Genomic DNA, 20,395 nt, shown 5'->3' with positions numbered 1-20,395 from the left:
GATTTGTAGCCCTCAGAATTGCTGCAAATACAAACAGATTAATTTAATAAGAGGTTGGGAATTTCATTATGCGCACCCATTATTGCGGTCACCTGAACAAGTCCCTTGCAGGACAAGAAGTAGAACTTTGCGGCTGGGTTAACCGTCGCCGTGACTTAGGCGGTCTAATTTTTATAGATATGCGAGATCGTGAGGGTATCGTTCAGGTTGTTGTTGATCCAGATATGGCAGACGCGTATGAAGTAGCTAACCAACTTCGTAACGAGTTTTGCATTAAGCTCACGGGTGAAGTTCGTGCTCGTCCAGAAAGCCAAGTAAATAAAGACATGGCGACAGGTGAAGTGGAGCTTCTTGCTAAGTCTCTTGAAATCATCAACCGAGCGGATGTTCTGCCACTTGATTTCAACCAAACTAACACTGAAGAGCAGCGTTTAAAATATCGTTACTTAGACTTACGTCGCCCTGAAATGAGCGATCGTATTAAACTTCGAGCTAAAGCTTCAAGCTTCGTGCGTCGTTTCCTAGATGACAATGGCTTCCTAGATATTGAAACGCCAGTTCTAACTAAAGCGACACCAGAAGGTGCACGTGACTATCTAGTTCCTAGCCGTGTTCACAAAGGTAGCTTCTACGCGCTTCCACAATCGCCACAGCTATTCAAACAGCTGCTGATGATGTCTGGATTCGATCGTTACTACCAAATCGTTAAGTGTTTCCGTGACGAAGATTTGCGTGCTGACAGACAGCCAGAATTCACTCAAATCGATATCGAAACTTCGTTTATGTCTGCTGACGAAGTACGTGCAACAACTGAAAAAATGGTTCGTGATATGTGGCAAGAGCTACTTGACGTGAACCTTGGTGAATTCCCAGTGATGCCGTTTAGTGAGGCGATTCGTCGTTTTGGTTCAGATAAACCAGATTTGCGTAACCCGCTAGAATTAGTTGATGTGGCTGACATTTTAAAAGATGTTGAGTTTAAAGTGTTCTCTGGACCAGCTAACGATGAGAAAGGTCGCGTAGCAGTTATCCGAGTCCCAGGTGGCGCGAAACTAACGCGCAAGCAAATTGATGGCTATGCAGATTACGTTGGCATCTACGGTGCAAAAGGTTTAGCTTGGATGAAGGTGAACGATCGAGCAGCTGGTGCTGAAGGTGTTCAATCTCCAGTGGCTAAGTTCCTAAACGAAGATGTGATCAACGGTATTTTAGATCGTACGCAAGCTGAAACTGGCGATATCATTTTATTTGGCGCTGATAAAGCAAACGTTGTTGCCGAAGCAATGGGCGCGTTAAGACTTAAAGTGGGTAAAGACCTAGAGCTAACGAATGAGTCTGCTTGGGCACCTTTATGGGTTGTTGATTTCCCTATGTTTGAGGAAGACGACGAAGGTAACTTGCATGCTATGCACCACCCGTTTACTTCTCCTCTGGGTGTGTCACCAGAAGAGTTGAAAGCGAATCCTGCTGCTGCAAACTCTAATGCTTACGATATGGTTATCAATGGCTACGAAGTGGGCGGAGGTTCTGTTCGTATTCACAACGCTGAAATGCAAGCAGCTGTTTTCGATATTCTTGGTATTGAAGCGGAAGAGCAAAAAACTAAGTTTGGTTTCCTACTTGACGCTCTAAAATTCGGTACACCACCGCATGCTGGTTTGGCATTCGGTCTTGACCGTCTGGTTATGCTGCTATGCGGTACGGAAAACATCCGTGACGTTATTGCATTCCCTAAAACGACGGCAGCAGCGTGTCTGTTGACAGATGCTCCGAGTGTTGCAAACCCAGCGGCATTAGACGAGCTAGCGATTGCAGTAACTGTTGCTAAAGAAAAAACTGCTGAATAAAGCGCTAACTCGTTAACAGCATTAAAAGCCACTTCAAGAAATTGAGTGGCTTTTTTTTAACCTTGTGGTCCTAAGTTATCATCAGTTCTAGAATATTTTTCGATCAACTTGGAGAGAGGAAGAGCAGGGTCGAATAGGTAGCCTTGTAGTTCATGGCAACCTAATTCTTGCAATTGTTTTTGTTGCGATTGAGTTTCTACACCTTCGGCAACAATATTTAGATCCATTGATAAACCAATTAACACAATTGTTTGGATGACTGTTTCGTTGTGTTTGTCCGTTTGCATTTTCATCACAAACTCACGATCTATCTTAATTTCGGTTATGGGGAGAGTATTTAGGTAACGTAGAGATGAATAGCCAGTACCAAAATCATCTAAAGATATGCCAAAACCAAACTCATTGAGTTTCGTCAGTACAGGAAGCACTTGGTCTAAGTCTTCTACAAGGATATTTTCTGTCAACTCAAATGTAATATTGCTTGGCTCAATATTTCTATTCCTTACAGCTTCTACGGCAAACTTATAGAAATCGCAATGTAATAGCTGTACTGGAGAAACATTTAGAGCAAGCTTGATATTTCTGTTTTCCGCTTTATTAAACTTGTTTATGTCGTCACAAGCTCTCTCCATGACAAATTGTCCGATTTCGATAATCAGGCCCGTTTTTTCCGCGATAGGGATAAATTCATCAGGGCGTACTGGGCCAAGATTTTCGGAATGCCACCGGCATAGGGCTTCAACACCTAAAATCGTATTGCTCTCGGCGCCGATTTTAGGTTGATAGAAAACGGAAATTTCATCTTTTTTCATAGCATTACGAAGGTTGTTTTCTACATGAAGCTGGTGGCGAACTTCTTCGTCAATGTTGTGGTCGTAGAACAGAATTTGCCCTTTGCTTACTTCTTTTGAACGATATAAAGCAATATCAGACTTAGACAAAAGGCTCGCAACATCGCTACCATTATCAGGAGACATGGAAACGCCAATGCTACACGATGTCATTATCGTCACTCGGCTCAATAGAAATGGTTCGTAAAATACACGTCGAATAGCCAGAGCTTTCTCGCTCGCCTCTTGCTTTGAATTGACTTGATAACCAAATACAAACTCATCTCCACCAAAGCGAGCTAACACATCTTGCTCGTTACACAGTGCTTGAAATTTTTCCCCAACAGCTTTGAGTAACTCATCGCCCACATGATGTCCATGTGCATCATTGATTCGTTTAAAGTCGTCAAGATCGACAAATATTACAGCATAGGAGTCGCTTGAACGGGCGCTATGCTTTAGGCCAGAGGTAAGGTTTTCTTCAAGAGCTGTGCGGTTGGGAATGGAGGTCAATGAATCTGTTGTGGCTAACTTACGAAGTTGTTCTTGGCTCTCTTCTAAGGCAAGAATGTTTGAATTCAAACGTGCTCGATAGAGAATAAATCTTTGTTTTATATAACGACTAGCCGCGACTGACAGCATGAGTAGAACGGCAGAAAAAGCAAACAATATAATTAAGATACGGTAGAGTTGTTGCTTATTTTGTTTCTCTAGTTCAGCGACTTGCGGAATGATGAGTTTTTCAATGTCGGAAGTAAATATGCTTGTCCCTAGTATCCAGCCCCATGGCCAGACCATACGGATGTAGTTGAGCTTATCTGGGCTATTGATGCTTTCCGGCACATCAAGACGGTCAAAACGAACATAACCTTCTTGGCCACCAGGATTATTCTTTAGAGTATCTACAAAAAGCTCTAATAGTGGTGTATCAGTTTTGCCAATACGGTTGATATCTTTGTCAGCTAAGATTTTGCCTGTTAAGTCCATGACGAATACATAATTGTCTTCACCATAACGAAGCTTTGTCAGCGACATCAGTATGCGGTTTTTAATATCTTCTTCAACGTCCGCGACGTATTCTCCAGTGCCGATAAACCAATCATAAGGCTCAAAGTGCTTTGCGTAGCCAATCTTCTCAAACTCTTTGTCACCTTCTCCCGGCTTCTTAAACCACCATCGGTAAAATGCGCTGCCATCTTTGGATGCTCGAATGAGATCTATGTGCTCTTTAACAATGAATTTACCTTTCAGATCTTGGACTCCAATTTTTGAAGTGCCTTCAATATGGGGTAACAATGGGTGCATGACATTTACGCCATCCATCTGAAATATAAAATAATATCCTCTACCATTGTTAAAGCGGACGTTAAATAACGCTTGGTGAATCAGACGTACGATTTCCGCTTTAGGGAGGTTGGGGTTCGCTTTGTAGATACCATTTACAATTTCGTAAGCTTCTTGTACGCGAGACTTGATATCTAACTTAAGTAGCTCAATTGTTTGACTTTTCTCGTACTGGATCTGCTGATATACGTTGGTTATCTGGCTTTTGATAGCCGCTTGTTGGCTGGCGACAAAATCCTTTTTTAGTCCGTTTAATAAATCTTGTGCTCGTCGGTTTTCTTCGTTCACCAGTACCAATGTGACAACCAAAGTAAACGCAAGCATGAGAGCGACAGGTAGTATCTGAATACTCTTGAGGATCCGCTGCTCAGCATTTGTATTTACTTGTTTATTCATTACATTTCAGAGTTGATCTGTTAGCTATTATATTTTGTATGTAATGAGTATAGTGCAGTTATCTGGCTAGCTTGGGAGCCAAGGACTTATATCGAGTTGGAGAGCCTTGCTCTTCAATCTACAGCGATATTTCTTTCCACTCTCCGGGCCGCAATCCTTGTAGGTTGATATTGCCGATTGAATAGCGAACCAGTCTTAGAGTAGGGAAGCCAATATTAGCGGTCATTCTGCGTACCTGTCGGTTACGCCCTTCGACAATGGTGATGGATAACCAAGTAGTCGGGATGTTGGCTCTAAATCGCACGGGAGGGTGGCGTTCCCATAAAGTAGGTTCGTTCATTATTTCTACTTTGGCGGGTAAAGTCACGCCATCCTTAAGCTCGACACCTTTGCGCAGTTTATCTAAATCACTTTCTTCTGGCGCACCTTCAACTTGTACCCAGTAAGTCTTAGGAGATTTGGAAGATGGCTGCGTTAATTTAGCTTGCAATATACCGTCATTGGTCAGTACCAATAGCCCTTCACTGTCTCTATCCAGTCTTCCAGCAGCATAAACATCTTTTACAGGAATGAAATCGGCTAACGTTTGCCTGCCTTGTCCGTCAGTAAACTGGCTAAGAGTATCGAACGGCTTGTTAAAGATGAGAACTTTTCTTTCGTTTGCTGCAAGTGTTTGGGGCTTTTTCTTCGTCCGATATTTACCTTTTGGCGAAGAGTTTTTGCCTAAATGGGTAGAGCGCTTAGTGTTTGAATTGTTTTTATGCGCTGTACGATTTGCGCGAGAGGTCTCTCTATTCGAGCGTGGTGGCATGTTAACTAACCTGCAAAAAAGTAACGATTATGTATGTAAAAGTTTTATGAACTATAGTTATGAGCTAGAATGCTCGCGCTCAAAAGCGCGATTAATGCACAAGACAATAGACTATTGTCTTGGTTTTGTTTAATTATAAAGTATTCACGGCTTGGCTCTGATTTCGCTCAATATGTCAAAGCACAGTCTTAAAAAGTGAACCGATTGTCGGCCGATGATAATTTAATGTTTAGCATCTGCCGTAGACATTCACCAGCACCAAGAGAACTTTGATGCTGCAAGATCAATAGGGAAACTTCATGCCTACAGAAAAACCTACAATTATCTACACCATTACTGATGAAGCGCCAGCGTTAGCGACATACTCGCTGCTACCGATCATTCAATCGTTTACTGCTTCTTCAGGAATAGAGGTTGAAACTCGAGATATTTCTCTTGCCGGGCGTATTATTGCAAACTTCCCTGAGCATTTAAAAGAAAATCAAAGAATCGGCGATGCTCTTGCCGAATTAGGTGACTTAGCTAAGACACCTGAAGCGAACATTATCAAACTTCCGAACATATCAGCTTCGATTCCTCAGCTAAAAGCTGCCATTAAAGAGCTTCAAAGTAACGGCTACGACCTTCCTGATTACCCAGAAGAGCCAAGCACGTACGATGAAGAAGCAATTAAAACTACTTACGATAAAATTAAAGGTAGTGCTGTAAACCCTGTTTTGCGTGAAGGTAACTCTGATCGACGTGCTCCGCTTTCAGTTAAGAACTATGCGAAGAAAAACCCACATTCAATGGGTGCTTGGGCCTCTGACTCCAAGTCTCATGTTTCAAGCATGGACGGGAAGGACTTTTTTGGTAGCGAAAAATCCGTGACAGTTAATGGTGCAACTGATGTACGAATTGAATTTGTCGCACAAGATGGCTCTGCGAAAGTGCTGAAAAAAGCATTTCCTCTGCAAGACAAAGAAATCATCGATGCTTCTGTAATGAACAAAGCAGCGCTGGTGGCATTCTTTGAAAAAGAAATTGCCGATGCGAAAAAACAAGGCGTTCTACTTTCTCTGCATATGAAAGCAACTATGATGAAGGTTTCTGATCCAGTGATCTTCGGTCATGCTGTTAAAGTCTATTACAAAGAAGTTTTCGATAAATATGGTGCTGAGTTTGACAAGCTGGGTGTTGATGTTAACAACGGCATTGGCGATGTTTATTCAAAAATAGCGGCGTTACCTGCTGACAAGAAAGCAGAAATCGAAGCGGCATTACAAGCTGTCTATGAGAACCAACCACCATTGGCGATGGTTGATTCTGACCGTGGCATTACTAACCTACATGTACCAAGTGACATCATTGTTGATGCATCAATGCCTGCAATGCTGCGCTCGTCTGGACAAATGTGGGGACCAGATGGTAAGCAGAAAGACACCAAAGCGATGATCCCAGATCGCAGTTACGCTGGTATCTATCAAGCGGTGATCGATTTTTGTAAAGAACATGGCGCATTCGATCCGACGACAATGGGTAGCGTACCAAACGTCGGCCTAATGGCTCAAAAGGCTGAAGAATACGGTTCACATGATAAAACCTTTATCCTCGATGCCGCCGGCACGGTTCGAGTAGTAGATTCTTCGGATACAGTTCTCCTCGAGCAGTCTGTAGAAGAAGGTGACATATTCCGTATGTGTCAGGTTAAAGATGCTCCAATCCAAGATTGGGTTAAATTATCTGTCAACCGCGCACGTGCCACGGGTGTACCTGCTGTTTTCTGGTTAGACGAAAATCGTGCTCACGATGCTCAGCTCATTAAGAAAGTGAACACCTATCTGGCTGATCACGATACCAACGGCTTGGAGATAAAAATCTTAGCGCCAGTTGAAGCATGTAAGTACTCACTGACGCGAATCAAAGATGGCCTCGACACCATTTCCGTAACAGGTAACGTATTGCGTGACTATCTAACAGATTTATTCCCAATCTTAGAGCTTGGCACTTCAGCGAAAATGCTATCAATTGTTCCTCTAATGAATGGTGGTGGTTTGTTCGAAACAGGAGCGGGTGGTTCAGCGCCTAAACATGTTCAGCAAGTCGAGAAAGAAAACCACTTACGTTGGGACTCTCTAGGTGAATTCCTTGCGTTAGCAGCCTCTCTAGAGCATTTAAGTCAATCAACTGGAAACGCGAAAGCACAAGTTCTTGCCGATGCATTAGACAAAGCGACAGGTGAATTTTTAGATAATAACAAGTCACCTTCACGTAAAGTTGGTGAGTTGGATAACCGTGGTAGTCACTACTATTTAGCTTCGTATTGGGCGAGAGCGTTAGCAGCACAAGGCGCTGATAGCGACTTAGCAGCGGAATTTGCACCAATTGCTAAAGAGTTAGCGGAGCAAGAAAATACGATTGTTGCGGAGCTTAACGATGCACAAGGTGTTCGTGGGGAGCTAGGCGGTTATTATGCACCTGATGATAGCTTGGCATCTTCACTAATGCGACCAAGCAAAACGCTGAATAGCATTGTAGACAAGTCTTAAACGTGAGACTTTAGGACAAATATTTAGGCCCGCCATAAAAATGGCGGGTCACTTTTTTGGAATGTAATTTATTTAGTGGCTTGACCTTCTATAGGAACAACTGAGCTTGCATGATAACCCTTTGGACCTTGTTCTACCTCGTATGAGACCTGTTGGCCTGCTTTTAGAGTACGATACCCATCCATTTGTATGGTTGAATAATGTGCGAAGATGTCACCATCTTCACCCTCAGGGCAGATAAAACCGAATCCTTTGGCATTGTTAAACCATTTTACTGTACCTGTTGCCATGCTATACATCCCTCATGCATATTGTTACTGAAGCTGTTGCAAAGATAAACTCAATATGTTGAATTTGATCTAGTGATAAGTTTTGGCAAAACATTTGCACAAATTATACTCACCATGTTGACCAATGTAGTCAATGATTTGCAACAGTCAATAGAAAAAACGCATTAAAATCTACATATTTGTAAATAAGTCAAGTTTTTCTGATAACAAATATGTAACTGAGAACAAGTTTCATGATTGCAATAAGTTAGCTCGGCTAGGAAAACGAATGGTCGCTTGTAACGATTCTCCTAAGGTGTTACATCGATCTCTCTGTTTAATTTGCAGTGAAACAATTGCTGCATTAGGCTCTAAGTAAGAGGTGTTTTTATGGCTGAGCGTTTCTTATCCAATAAAAAATAGATAGTGAAACACCCGTCACAATGACGTGATAAAATATGGCCGATCAACACGTTGAATAATACTATTAACCATGAGCAAGCATTTTGAATGGGTAGCTCCAGACTCAGATTTACTGGAGAAAGAAAAAACCAAAGTTCAGCCACCGGCTATGTATAACGTTGTGTTAAACAACGATGATTACACCCCAATGGACTTTGTAATCGAAATCCTAGAGCGTTTTTTTTCCAAGGATATCGATCAAGCAACTCAAATAATGCTCAAGGTGCATTATGAAGGTAAAGCAATTTGTGGCACGTATACTGCTGAGGTTGCAGAAACAAAAGTAGCGCAAGTTACGGCGTACTCAAGGGAAAATGAGCACCCGCTACTTTGTACAATGGAGCAAGCCTAGATCCCATCAGCGAATGAGATCGTTTTTAGAGGAGGTACTTATGCTGAATAAAGAGTTAGAGTCGAGTCTCAATGGCGCGTTTGCACGTGCTCGAGACAAAAGACATGAGTTTATGACCGTCGAACACCTCCTATTAGCGTTACTCGAAAACGATGCCGCTAGAGAGGCTCTGCATGCCTGCCAAGCAGATTTAGATGCACTTCGTCAAGAACTTGACGTCTTTATCGACCAAACGACACCACTTATTCCAGAAAATGACGAAAGTCGTGAAACACAACCAACATTAAGTTTTCAAAGAGTTCTTCAGCGTGCAGTTTTTCACGTGCAGTCTTCAGGCCGCAATGAAGTTACAGGAGCAAATGTTCTTGTCGCGATTTTTAGTGAGCAAGAATCTCACGCAGCCTACTTGCTGAAGAAAAATGATATTAGTCGCTTAGATATTGTTAACTTCATCTCACACGGAATTACCAAAGCTTCGAGTTCAAATGAGGAACAGTCACCAGACTCTTTTGGTAATGAGAGTGTTGAGGAAGGTAACTCAGAAGAGCGCTTAGAAAGTTTTGCTACCAACTTAAACCAACTAGCAAAACAAGGAAATATTGACCCATTAATTGGTCGAGACAAAGAGCTAGAGAGAACGGTTCAAGTACTTTGTCGCCGTCGTAAGAACAACCCGTTATTAGTGGGTGAGGCAGGCGTAGGTAAAACTGCAATTGCTGAAGGTCTTGCGTGGCGTATCGTTGAAGGTCAAGTACCGGAGATTATTCAAAATAGCGTAATCTATTCTCTTGATATCGGTTCATTGTTAGCCGGAACCAAATATCGTGGTGATTTTGAGAAGCGCTTTAAAGCGATTCTTAAGCAGCTTGAGAAAGAAGAAGACGCAATTTTGTTCATTGATGAGATTCACACTATTATCGGTGCTGGAGCTGCATCAGGTGGTCAAGTTGATGCCGCGAATTTAATCAAGCCTCTACTTAGTGGTGGTAAGCTTCGTTGTATTGGTTCGACGACTTATCAAGAGTACAGCAATATTTTCGAAAAAGAGCGTGCACTTTCTCGTCGATTCCAAAAAATTGATATTGTTGAGCCTTCACTTGACGATACTACGAAAATTCTTATTGGGCTTAAGCCGAAATACGAAGCTCACCATGAAGTGCGATACACCAATAAAGCACTGCGTGCGGCAGTAGAATTGTCAGCCAAATATATTAATGAGCGTCATCTTCCTGATAAGGCCATTGATGTGATTGATGAAGCGGGAGCACGCTGTCGTTTAGTGCCAGCTAGCAAGCGTAAGAAAACAGTCGGTGTATCTGATATTGAAGCTATGGTCGCTAAGATGGCTCGTATCCCGGAGAAATCTGTTTCCTCTTCTGATAAAGATATTCTGCAAAATCTGAACGACAAAATGAAAATGTTGGTGTTCGGACAAGACGCTGCGATTGATGCTCTTAGTGAGGCGATTAAGCTGACTCGCGCAGGACTTGGTGAAGAGAATAAGCCAGTGGGTTCATTTTTGTTTGCTGGCCCTACAGGGGTTGGTAAAACGGAAGTGACAGTTCAGCTATCGAAACTGTTAGGCATTGAGCTGCTTCGCTTTGATATGTCTGAGTATGGCGAACGTCACTCAGTGAGCCGTCTAATAGGTGCGCCTCCCGGCTATGTTGGTTACGACCAAGGCGGTTTGCTTACTGATGCTGTTATCAAACATCCACACGCAGTAGTGCTATTGGATGAAATTGAGAAAGCTCATCCGGATATTTTCAACTTACTATTGCAAGTGATGGATAACGGTACTCTAACAGACAACAACGGCCGCAAAGCCGACTTCCGTAATGTGATCCTAGTCATGACCACAAACGCGGGCGTTCAAGAGACTGAGAAACAATCTATTGGCCTTATCCAACAAGATACTAGCCATGATGCAATGTCAGAGATTAAGAAAGTCTTTACTCCGGAGTTCAGAAACCGTCTAGACAATGTTATTTGGTTCAATAGCCTAGACGAAGAGGTAATTAACCAAGTTGTTGACAAGTTTATTGTCGAATTACAAGCTCAGCTTGATGCACGTGGAGTGTCACTTGAAGTGTCGCAAGATGCTAGAGCTTGGCTTGCTGTTAAGGGTTATGACAAAACCATGGGGGCTCGACCAATGGGACGAGTTATCCAAGAACAAGTCAAGAAACCACTTGCCAACGAGTTGCTGTTCGGTGTGCTAGTTAACGGAGGAACGGTGAGAGTTTCTATCGAAGATGATGAGCTTAAGTTCGAGTATTTGGCGACTAAAGAAGAAGCTTTCAATTAGTAGCTCTATGAGTTAGTAACTACTATACAAGCCAGAGCAGCCTTGCTCTGGTTTTTTTATATCTCGTTCGCAAAGCTCTAGCAATCGTTACTTTGTCTTCCATTGCCGAATATATTGATCTGGTGAAGTTCCCGCGTGGTTTCTGAACATAGCAATAAAAGCAGAAGGTGAAGAATAGCCTAACTCAAAAGCCACTTCCTGAACTGTAAGCGGCTGTTTGAGGAGTTGAATAGCGGTGATAAATAATAGTCTTTGTTTCCATTCATGAAATGTTATTCCAAGATGTTTTCGACACCTTCGCGATAATGTCCTTTCAGTTGTAAATACCGACTCTGCCCACTGCTTTAGAGTACGTTTGTCTGACGGGTTTTGTTTCAGCCCATGGAGTACTGGAGTGAGCAGTTTGTCATTACTACTTGGAAGGTACTCAGACATTGAAGAGGCATTAGATAGCTGATCAAGTAACACTGTAGCAAGACGAGTTTCCCTAGGAGTAGATAAGTGGTTTTTACTCCAGTGAATGAACTGGTTGATGATATTCCGAGTGAGAGGTTCAATGGCCAAAATACACGGGCTACTTGGCATCAGGTGTGAACTTTTTGGTTCAACGTAAATCGAACAATATTGCTGAGCTTTTCGGTACTGGCTTTCATGTATTGTTTCAGCAGGAATCCAAATACCGTAATCACTGGGCGCGATGAGAAGTTTTTCCTCGATAACAATTTCCGCAACCCCTTGGTCAATTGTATTAAATTGCCCCCAAGTGTGGGAATGTTTGGGGCACTCTGACACTAGTTCAAAGTCTTCAAACTGGAAGCAGATTGGTTTAGTCATGTTAATTATGGGCGGGTAGGTAGCCATAAACTTGTCCGATTTCGTAAACGTAGTGTCTTAAACTCATTATCAGTAGAATATCAGACAGTGTAATCTGATCCAAATCACAAGAATTTTGGAAATCGTAATGCAATCATTGTTCCCCCTGATTTCTGTATTTATTTGGTCAGGAAACATGCTGGTAAACAAAATGGCGGCCAGCGTAATCTCGCCAATCGAAATTTCATTTTACCGCTGGGCGCTCGCTAGCTTGATCTTGACTCCGATGTGTTTGAGAGCGATTGCTCGTAACAAGGAACAAGTATGTAGTCAGCTGTGGCGGCTGGCTGTGTTAGGGACATTTGGCATGGTACTTTATCCAACCTTTGCTTATTTTGCAGCACAAACCATTACTGCGACCAAGTCGGGAGTTATGCAAGGGCTATTGCCTGTATATACTCTGTTACTCGGTTGGGCGATATTTCGCAATAGGCTGCATTTCATCGGAGTCTTTGGGGCAATTGTCTCTCTAGTAGGTGTAATGGTATTTATCTGCAAAGGATCGCCTCTTCAGCTTTTCCATGAACACCTAAAAATTGGCGATGCTTGGATGGCTTTGGCAGTTTTTTGCTACTCCATTTATAGCTTGTTGGTAAAACATTGGGAGCAGCAAATTCGGCTGCCTACTTGGGTGTCACTCAATGTGCAAGTTTTGGCTGCTGTCATCATTCTCCTACCGTTTTATTTAATGAATGGAGATTTCGAAATCCAAACCCAAGCTATTGGTCTTATTGGCTATGCAGGAGTATTCGCATCGCTCGGTGCACCATATTTTTGGATGAGAGGTATTGGTGTATTGGGTGCAAGTAAGGCAGCAATCTTTATAAACCTAATGCCAGTGATTAGTGCAATTCTAGCTTACTTTATATTGGGGGAGAGGATGGTTGAAATTCAATTGACTGCTGCCGCAATGATTATTTTTGGTGTGGCTCTAACTCAGTTGCCTCAAGGGGTCATCGCGCAAAGGTTAAGGAAGACCTAATTTAGACAAAAGATCATCAGGTTAAGGGTTTTACCTTGTAACACGTCATTTTTGGTATTTTATTGCTTACAAATGTCGCTACTTATTCATCAACATTACTTGATGGCAGGTGTATAGTTTCAGCAATAGAGTTCGCAGATATGTAAGTAAGAGGTAGAATCCCTATGACTAGAAACCCATTTCAAGAAGTATTCTACCGCATAATTAAGAGAGCCCAATTGGACCGAATTCCGCTTTGGGTGTGGGGAGCCTTGTTTTTCACCAACCTAATCTACCTAGTGTTTCAGCAAGTTCACGGCGATGAGTTTTATGCCCAGGTTGTTGTTACGGCGGTAATCGTGTTTATGGGTGTTAGTTACGACGAATACAAGAAGCGAGAGCCTTACCTATTTAAGAAACGCTAAGTATTTTAAGAGGTGGTAGATTGATACCACCTCTATTTCTCAACTGGGCTTAAAACTTCTTCGGCGCAAATCCAGTCATTACATCTAAGCGTAGCTCTTTGCCTAATTTAGTCATTGGGTGCACGACTACTAAGCCTTTGACGGATTTTTTCAGCTTGCCCATGTCCGCTTGCTCTTCTTTTGTTATCTCGCGAGAAAATGGCATATCTAGCAGTGCTTTGCGCTCTTTGTTTAGCGTGTAGCTTTGCTTGTGTTTCAGCTGAGAAACTTTTTTACTGAGTTGATCTACTTCATCAGTAAACTTGCTAATCATTGGCTGGTCACCACGAGATTTTGCAGCTTCCAGTTTATTCTTACATTTGTCTAAGCGGTTACTTAACTGCTGGATTTCGTTTTTTACACTCATGGTAGACCTATCAATAGAAAAATAAAGGTGCGAAGTATATCACAGATTGAAACCTGTTTGGCGAAAGTTGAGCGTCCATTTATCTTACCCATAGAATCGATTTTTAAGGCGGACGTCACTCATGCAATCTTATACTGATATGATTATAACAATATCAAAGTGATTGACTACACTTAGTAAAAAGCAATCTTCGTTGGGTAATGATATGGCGTCAAGGCTAAGTGAATGGGCTCGCTTAATATACTTTTTTGTTGTTTTTTTCATTAGTTTTTCTGCTACTAGTGCCAGCTTGAATGAGTTGAACTTTTATACTGAGTTCGCGCCTCCGCACAGCTACCAAGAAAATTCGGCAGTTACCGGAATTGCCGTCGACATGTTACTTGCTGCTTCCAAAGCTGTTGATGATGAAGTAGATATATCGAGAGTCTCGATTATGCCGTGGGACCAAGCTTATAAAAATGCAGTATCGAATTCTAATTCAGTTATCTTTTCCACTGTAAAAACTAAGCCTAGGGATAGCCTATTTTATTGGGTTGGCCCGATTAAAGAGAGCAATGTTGTCTTGCTAGCTAGAAATGATTCAAACATAACAGTGGAGAATCTCCGTGCTTTGTCGAACTACAAAATCGGTGTGATTCGAGATGATATTGGAGAACAGCTACTTCTTGGGAGAGGTGTGCCTTTCAACACTCTACATGAGGCACCAGATCTTTCTATACTCGTCAAGCTGCTATATATGAAGCGTATTGATCTCATTGCTTATGAAGAGGCTGCCGCTCTATATATGGCTCGCAAACTTGGGTTGGATACTAGTGTTTTTACCCCTGTATCAACGTTGCAGCAAGGAGATGCGTATTTTGCGTTCAATAAAGGGGTCAATCCTGAGTTGGTGCAGAAACTGCAAAAAGGAATCGACAAAATAAAACTAAAATCCAAGAACAATAACGAAAGTGAGTATACGAAAATACTCAACAAATATAAGCCGTAACTATTAATTGCATTCGAAAAGGAAAGGCGGGTAAGCCTCAATCGATCACCCGCCAAACATAGTTGGTTATCATCTTGCCAGTGCTGGATAAGTAAAAAACACTAGATGTACAAAGTTAAACAGGAAGTGGACGAGTACAGCAGCCCATAGTCGGTTACTAAAGTAAAAAACCAATCCATAGCCCAGACCGGCTAAACCAGCGAAAATCATCAATGTTAAACCACCGGCAAAATGTGCGAGACCAAAAAGCACACTTGCTATTAGTAACCCAGCAACCCATCCAAGTTTGCGGTCTATCTCCCTTTGTAAAAAGCCACGGAAGAAAGCTTCTTCTGCAACACAGGTTAGCAGAAGGTTGTTCAATGCAAACAGCCACCACCATGAAGGAATGCCAAACTCTGGCTTAATGGCTCCTAGCCATTGTGCGACAAAAAGTAGACCGAAGAGAGGGATTGCCGTAAGGATGATACCTTTGTTATTGGGCTTTGCACCGCTCCCTAACAATCTAGGGAAAGCAATCAATAGAGCGAAGAAAATAAGTGGTTTATCTAGGTTCAAATACATGGTGAACGGCGCGCTATTTGGCTTAGCTATCACATGATCTAAGACCTTTAGGTTGTGAAAGCCCGGCACGATATGTAGGAAAAGAGCAGCACTCCATGCAATCAATAAACCTATACAAAATACGCGATTGATCTTATTTGTTTTGTGGATTAGTACCGCAAGGGCAAATCCGAGCAATACGAAAATAGCCCCAATGTAGCCTATCTTATTGGTGAAAAGGCCAGCGATAACTACGGCAATAGCGGTTCCAATTGCGAGCTCTCGTTGATCCAAAAATGCGATGACAATGGCGAGGGCAAGTAATCCCCATATCCATAGGTTAAAGTCGAGGTACATAGGTAGGCCTTATACAGTATTGAGTCAGTATTAATCTGCCATAGCCATTACATCATGGCAACTAACTAAATAATATATAAGGCTATTCTATGGCGTTTGCCGAAATCATTCCGTGTAAGGAATAGCATCTAGTGCTTCAATAATGTGGTTGTACTTAAAGCGATAGCCTAGAGATAGCAGTTTTTGAGCTGATATTTTCTTGTCTGGAGAGTCAATGATTGATGGTAGTTGATAGTCAGTACCAGCTGATTGGATAGCGTGCTTATAAAATACATCTTTGGTCACTGAACTAGGTGTTGTGGCGTTGACTACAATATCTTGTTCCAATTGAGCTACGTAGTCTATTGTACCAATCGCGTCATCCAAATGGATCATATTTGCTGGAGCTGACTGGCTGACAACCTTCAAGTAGCGAACAAAGCAAGCAGGGTGGCGGTTTGGACCCATCAAGCCGCTACATCTAACTATGCCGTATCTGATTCCAGAGTCGATCAGGTGCTGTTCGGCTTTGAGAATTTGTTTTGATCCATCTGAAAAAAGGTCACTTTTTTGGCTAAGAGTTAAAGACGCATCTTCCTCCAAACAAGTTTGGGCGATACTGGGGTAAACAGAGGTTGAGCTCACCATAACGATCTTTTTGACGTTAGTTTGTTTTACTTGCTCAGCGAGGCAGCGCCACTTTTCAGCATAATCCTGACCTTTAGATTCTGAGCGGATGCCAGGGGGAAAGGCAACGATAAGTACATCACTTTTTTGCTCATTCAAAATAGCCTTCAGCGTATCGTCTGAGGGAAGAAGTTTAAAAACGAAACCGTTTAAGCCAAGCTGCTCGATCTCTTCAATACCTTGAGAGGTAGTTTTACTGGCGAAAACGGTGTGTCCTTGAGTTTGCAGGTGCAGTGCTAATGGCTTTCCCAGCCATCCAGCACCAAGGATAGTGAAGGTTGTCATTGGTTAATCCGTTTCAGAGAAACAATAACTTAAGTCTAATTAGTGAAGTTTGGTTTGGGAAGTCATAAAGCGAACAACACGCTCAATATGTTCTGTCAATTCAATGCCTTCGTCGGTCAAGTAGCCTCCATCAGGAAGTGTACATAACCCTTTCTCAAACAGGCGTTGAACTGCTTGTTGGGTGTTTTCTGGCGCATCTTTATGAACTTTTATACCAGTAGCAGCACTGCTCAAATCAAATTGTAAAAGCAAGTTCAGTTCATCTAAGTGTGCTTGAGTAAATTTCATGTATTGTCCTTGGTGGTTTACAACATATTAATGTCTACATCATGACAGCTTTTGTATAGCATAACTAGCGGTTTGCTCTATTTGTGAAACGTGAAGCAAAAACTAAATCTCACGCTAATTTTAGTCTACGCTCCAAGGTTTTAGAATGATGCGAATTTCATCATCTCTTCTCATCCACCCGTCTTTTTCCATTCGATTTGCCAATGGAATAGCGTATTTACGGCTTAGGTGTGTAAGCTGTTTAATCTCTTGAATAGAAGTCGTGTCTTTGGCCTGTTTCTCACCAATGATAGTTTTTACGAGATCGAGGTATACGCCCATATCGAAGTAAATATTTTCGTCTATCGCGGTAATAAATTTAGAGTGGGTAAGCTGGCGTAACCACTTTTTGTCTTTACCCAGATCAGTTTTGTTTAGCTCTAGTCCATCTCTGCCCATTTCACGGGTAAGCTCTAAGATTTTTCTCGCAGGCTCTGGCAAGTCGTCTTCGCTGTTTCCATCGCCAATATGCCAAAGCCCCATATTGAGGTGAATCTTTTGTTCTTTCTTTAGACTTTGGAGAATTGAGTTACAAATATCTTTCTCAATTTTTAGTGAGTAGGATAACTCACTACTGCTGATAGAGCGGTTTTCGTCTAATGTGGCAAGGATCTGTTGCTTCACATCGTTAAACCACTCTTTACTGATCACATAGTCATCAATGATAAGGTTACTTTCACTTAGTTCGGAACAAGCCAACTCTTTCTTATAGTAGCCTTGTAGACGAAGCAGCATGTTAAGCTGCGAATCGTTGGAAAGATTCGTTGGTAGTTCTTCGAGCTGTTCGTAAATATCGCGCTTTTGATGTTTTGGAATGGTTTGATCCCAAATCATTTCCCCGACGGTGACACACTCGTTGTTGCCCTTTGGTATCAACAAAATTCGTTGTCCAAAATAGAGTGGAATAGGAGAGTCGAAAACGAGTCTTGCTAACTGTTTGTCTGGTAGCGGAATATAGCGAGCCATACCGTGCCAGCTTCCAGTTGCCACTTCTATTTGCTTATTCTTTAGCGTAGATGCTGTTTTGTCATCACCGAGCGTTTTAACCCTAATGATGCATTGTTGTTGAAGTGCGACAGGCGCATTGGGGCCAAATAAGAGGTCACCACGCTTTACTTGTTTTCGTGTTAGGCCTTTGACATTAATCGCTACGCGGCTAGTTGGGTATACTTCTTCAACCTGCTGGTGATAGGTCTGAATTGAGCGAATCTGACCGGTCACTTTTGCTGGTTCGCAATGAAGTTTATCGCCTACCTTCAGAGCGCCTTGAGTCAGGGTTCCAGTAACAATTGTCCCTATACCATTGACGACGAAAACTCGGTCAACATAGACAACTGGAGACTTAGGTGCATCGTCGGTTTCAATTGGTGTCGCAGACAAAAGGGACTCTTCGATTAGAATAGATCGAAGCTTATCAATGTTCTTTCCGGTAATTGCACTGACACATACAACCTCTGGCACAATGCCTGAAATATCCATAATGGTTTCAAGTGCAGCTTCCTCAATATCTTCAAGCTGTTCTTCTGTTACCTTGTCACATTTGTTAATGCAAACAACTATTCTCTCAACACCCATTGCGGTCGCGATCTGAGTATGAGTCAATGTCATCGGCATACAGCCTTCTTCTGCCGAAATGACAAGCAGAAGCACATTGATATGCCAAACCCCAGCCACCATATTGCGTAAATAGCGTTCGTGTCCCGGGACATCGACAATACCAATCATGTTGCCATGCCCATCCTCTAAATGAGCAAATCCGAGGTCTTGAGTCATCCCAAGTTTCTGCTCGTGTGGTCGAGCAGTAGTTATGCCTGTAAGTGCTTTTATAAGAGTCGTTTTACCATGGTCCACATGGCCAGCTAGCCCAATGATGGAATTGCTTTTAGGAAGATTGGGAGATTGACTGACATTCATGCTGGATCTCATGCGTTGTGATTGACTTTAATTGTTATGACGATTTACTTTGCGTTACGTTACCCAAGTAATGTGATAACTGATTGAACAATATGGGTTTGTCATGCTCAAGTACGGTGGACAAATTGAGCATTAATTGATCTCGACGTAAATAGCCAATAATAGGTGTTGGCATATCTCGTAGTGCATCTAAGTGTTTTTGAGCGCTACCAGGAAGAGTAAGAGCAATGCCTTGGTTAGGGTAACGTTCATAAGGTATCGAGCCCCCACCAACTTGACTGTCTACTGAGACTAGTTCGGCAAATTCACTCCATTGCTCAACAAGTGAATACGTCCACTGGTTTACCTCATTTAACGCTTGGATAACCCGTTCAGCGATGCCTTTGCCTGTTTCTACTTGGTTTAGCTTTTTAACCAGAAGCTCTTCGAGAAGAGATAGAGTAATTCGGCCTGGACGAAAAGCTCTCATCATCGGGTGCTTTGCCAATTTATCGAGTAAGCTTTGCTGCCCAACAATGAGCCCGGCTTGTGGTCCGCCTATAATTTTGTCTCCAGAAAAACAAACAATATCGGCACCAGAGTTGAGGTACTGGCGAATTGATTTCTCTTCTTGTGCGTAACTTTCGTTTGATAGGCCAGAGCCTTGGTCAACAAGTAGTTTGACGTGTTCAGGGAGTTTATCTGCAATCTCTTGAACATCGGGAGCGCTTGTAAAGCCCTCAATTGAAAAATTAGATTGATGAACTAGAAGGACAGCCGCTGTGTTCTCTGTCACAGCATTAAGGTAGTCATCGGCTGTAGTTATATTGGTTGTGCCCACTTCAACTAAAGTGCAGCCAGCCATAGCAATGATATCTGGGATCCTAAAACCACCACCAATTTGGACTAATTCTCCACGAGATATAATGACCTCTTTGCCTTTGGCTAACGCCATTAGCATAAGGTGAACGGATGCCGCGTTATTGTTGACAACAATGGTGTGCTCGGCGCCAATCCAGTTTTGCACTAAAGCGGGAATCAAGCCATTTCGCATACCGCGCTTGCCCGTCGCTAAATCAAGTTCGAGGTTACAGTATCCCGTGTTTACCTCGGTAACAGCATCCCAGACATCACGTTGGATCGGTGAACGACCAAGATTAGTATGCACAGCAATGCCAGTTGCATTAATAACGTGTTGTTGGCGGCATTTTAGAAGAGCTTGGCAACGCGTTACGATTTGTTGATTTACTTGGTTTTGCGTACACATATGGCCTTGAGCTTTAAACTCTTCTGACTGGCGTATGTATGCAAGTGCATCACGAATTTGATTGGTGACAACAGGGCGACTTAACGCTTCAATAAACGGTGCTACAAAACTAAGCTGGAGGAGCTTTTCAACTTGAGGCAGACGTTGATACTGCTGAGAAACGTTATCGGACGAAATTTCGCTGTTCACAAATGTTTTCCTTACTACTAATTCGGTAGGCAGATAGGACCATTGATTAGCCAAACATCGTAACAGTA

17 protein-coding genes are annotated in these 20,395 nt (G+C 42.4%); 7 read left to right on the top strand and 10 right to left on the bottom strand.

Features of this window, described 5'->3' with window-relative positions; all coding sequences use genetic code 11:
* Nucleotides 1–68 precede the first annotated feature (68 nt).
* Nucleotides 69–1,847, top strand: a complete 1,779-nt coding sequence (gene aspS / locus L7A31_RS14285; protein WP_237362444.1) for an aspartate--tRNA ligase — start codon at nucleotides 69–71, stop codon at nucleotides 1,845–1,847.
* Nucleotides 1,848–1,903: 56 nt separating this feature from the next.
* Here the strand turns inward: aspS and L7A31_RS14280 are convergent, their stop codons facing one another.
* Together L7A31_RS14280 and L7A31_RS14275 are read right to left on the bottom strand one after the other, a co-directional pair.
* Nucleotides 1,904–4,417, bottom strand: coding sequence for a bifunctional diguanylate cyclase/phosphodiesterase (locus L7A31_RS14280; RefSeq protein ID WP_237362443.1), 2,514 nt, complete (start codon nucleotides 4,415–4,417; stop codon nucleotides 1,904–1,906).
* Between the two features lie 118 nt (nucleotides 4,418–4,535).
* Nucleotides 4,536–5,228 carry a pseudouridine synthase gene (locus tag L7A31_RS14275; protein WP_237362442.1) on the bottom strand — a complete coding sequence of 231 codons (693 nt, stop codon included), beginning with the start codon at nucleotides 5,226–5,228 and terminating at the stop codon, nucleotides 4,536–4,538.
* Between the two features lie 299 nt (nucleotides 5,229–5,527).
* On the opposite strand from L7A31_RS14275, the gene L7A31_RS14270 reads away from it, so the two are divergent.
* On the top strand, nucleotides 5,528–7,756 hold the full coding sequence (locus L7A31_RS14270) for an NADP-dependent isocitrate dehydrogenase (protein ID WP_237362441.1): 2,229 nt from the start codon (nucleotides 5,528–5,530) through the stop codon (nucleotides 7,754–7,756).
* Nucleotides 7,757–7,824: 68 nt separating this feature from the next.
* Here L7A31_RS14270 and cspD read toward each other — a convergent pair whose 3' ends face one another.
* Nucleotides 7,825–8,046, bottom strand: a complete 222-nt coding sequence (gene cspD / locus L7A31_RS14265; RefSeq protein ID WP_237362440.1) for a cold shock domain-containing protein CspD — start codon at nucleotides 8,044–8,046, stop codon at nucleotides 7,825–7,827.
* Between the two features lie 472 nt (nucleotides 8,047–8,518).
* Here cspD and clpS point away from each other — a divergent pair, with 472 nt between their 5' ends.
* On the top strand, nucleotides 8,519–8,839 hold the full coding sequence (clpS, locus tag L7A31_RS14260) for an ATP-dependent Clp protease adapter ClpS (RefSeq protein ID WP_237362439.1): 321 nt from the start codon (nucleotides 8,519–8,521) through the stop codon (nucleotides 8,837–8,839).
* A 40-nt stretch (nucleotides 8,840–8,879) separates the two neighbouring features.
* On the top strand, nucleotides 8,880–11,147 hold the full coding sequence (clpA, locus tag L7A31_RS14255) for an ATP-dependent Clp protease ATP-binding subunit ClpA (protein WP_237362438.1): 2,268 nt from the start codon (nucleotides 8,880–8,882) through the stop codon (nucleotides 11,145–11,147).
* An 87-nt stretch (nucleotides 11,148–11,234) separates the two neighbouring features.
* Here clpA and L7A31_RS14250 read toward each other — a convergent pair whose 3' ends face one another.
* Nucleotides 11,235–12,008 (bottom strand): AraC family transcriptional regulator, encoded by a 774-nt coding sequence (locus L7A31_RS14250; protein ID WP_237362437.1) that lies wholly within the window; start codon nucleotides 12,006–12,008, stop codon nucleotides 11,235–11,237.
* A 100-nt stretch (nucleotides 12,009–12,108) separates the two neighbouring features.
* On the opposite strand from L7A31_RS14250, the gene L7A31_RS14245 reads away from it, so the two are divergent.
* The gene (locus L7A31_RS14245; RefSeq protein WP_237362436.1) at nucleotides 12,109–13,002 is read left to right on the top strand and encodes a DMT family transporter; all 894 of its coding nucleotides are present in this window, start codon (nucleotides 12,109–12,111) and stop codon (nucleotides 13,000–13,002) included.
* A 164-nt stretch (nucleotides 13,003–13,166) separates the two neighbouring features.
* Nucleotides 13,167–13,406 (top strand): hypothetical protein, encoded by a 240-nt coding sequence (locus L7A31_RS14240; RefSeq protein WP_237362435.1) that lies wholly within the window; start codon nucleotides 13,167–13,169, stop codon nucleotides 13,404–13,406.
* 49 nt (nucleotides 13,407–13,455) lie between these two features.
* On the opposite strand, the gene L7A31_RS14235 is transcribed toward L7A31_RS14240, so the two are convergent.
* Complete coding sequence (locus tag L7A31_RS14235) at nucleotides 13,456–13,812, bottom strand: YibL family ribosome-associated protein (RefSeq protein WP_237362434.1); 357 nt, start codon at nucleotides 13,810–13,812, stop codon at nucleotides 13,456–13,458.
* A 205-nt stretch (nucleotides 13,813–14,017) separates the two neighbouring features.
* On the opposite strand from L7A31_RS14235, the gene L7A31_RS14230 reads away from it, so the two are divergent.
* Nucleotides 14,018–14,800, top strand: coding sequence for a transporter substrate-binding domain-containing protein (locus L7A31_RS14230; protein ID WP_237362433.1), 783 nt, complete (start codon nucleotides 14,018–14,020; stop codon nucleotides 14,798–14,800).
* Between the two features lie 69 nt (nucleotides 14,801–14,869).
* Here L7A31_RS14230 and L7A31_RS14225 read toward each other — a convergent pair whose 3' ends face one another.
* The 5 genes from L7A31_RS14225 to selA form a co-directional block, all read right to left on the bottom strand.
* On the bottom strand, nucleotides 14,870–15,700 hold the full coding sequence (locus L7A31_RS14225) for a CPBP family intramembrane glutamic endopeptidase (protein WP_237362432.1): 831 nt from the start codon (nucleotides 15,698–15,700) through the stop codon (nucleotides 14,870–14,872).
* A gap of 105 nt (nucleotides 15,701–15,805) precedes the next feature.
* The gene (locus L7A31_RS14220; RefSeq protein ID WP_237362431.1) at nucleotides 15,806–16,651 is read right to left on the bottom strand and encodes an NAD(P)H-binding protein; all 846 of its coding nucleotides are present in this window, start codon (nucleotides 16,649–16,651) and stop codon (nucleotides 15,806–15,808) included.
* 39 nt (nucleotides 16,652–16,690) lie between these two features.
* The gene (locus L7A31_RS14215; RefSeq protein WP_237362430.1) at nucleotides 16,691–16,939 is read right to left on the bottom strand and encodes a TIGR02647 family protein; all 249 of its coding nucleotides are present in this window, start codon (nucleotides 16,937–16,939) and stop codon (nucleotides 16,691–16,693) included.
* Between the two features lie 120 nt (nucleotides 16,940–17,059).
* Nucleotides 17,060–18,892, bottom strand: coding sequence for a selenocysteine-specific translation elongation factor (gene selB, locus L7A31_RS14210; RefSeq protein ID WP_237362429.1), 1,833 nt, complete (start codon nucleotides 18,890–18,892; stop codon nucleotides 17,060–17,062).
* 34 nt (nucleotides 18,893–18,926) lie between these two features.
* A complete protein-coding gene (selA, locus tag L7A31_RS14205; protein WP_237362428.1) occupies nucleotides 18,927–20,327 on the bottom strand; it encodes an L-seryl-tRNA(Sec) selenium transferase in 1,401 nt (466 codons plus the stop codon).
* Between the last annotated feature and the right edge of the window lie 68 nt (nucleotides 20,328–20,395).

This window comes from Vibrio marisflavi CECT 7928, from assembly GCF_921294215.1.
Classification (GTDB): domain Bacteria; phylum Pseudomonadota; class Gammaproteobacteria; order Enterobacterales; family Vibrionaceae; genus Vibrio; species Vibrio marisflavi.
The sequence above is the reverse complement of the archived record's forward strand: the minus strand, read 5'-3'. Positions and strand labels throughout refer to the sequence as shown.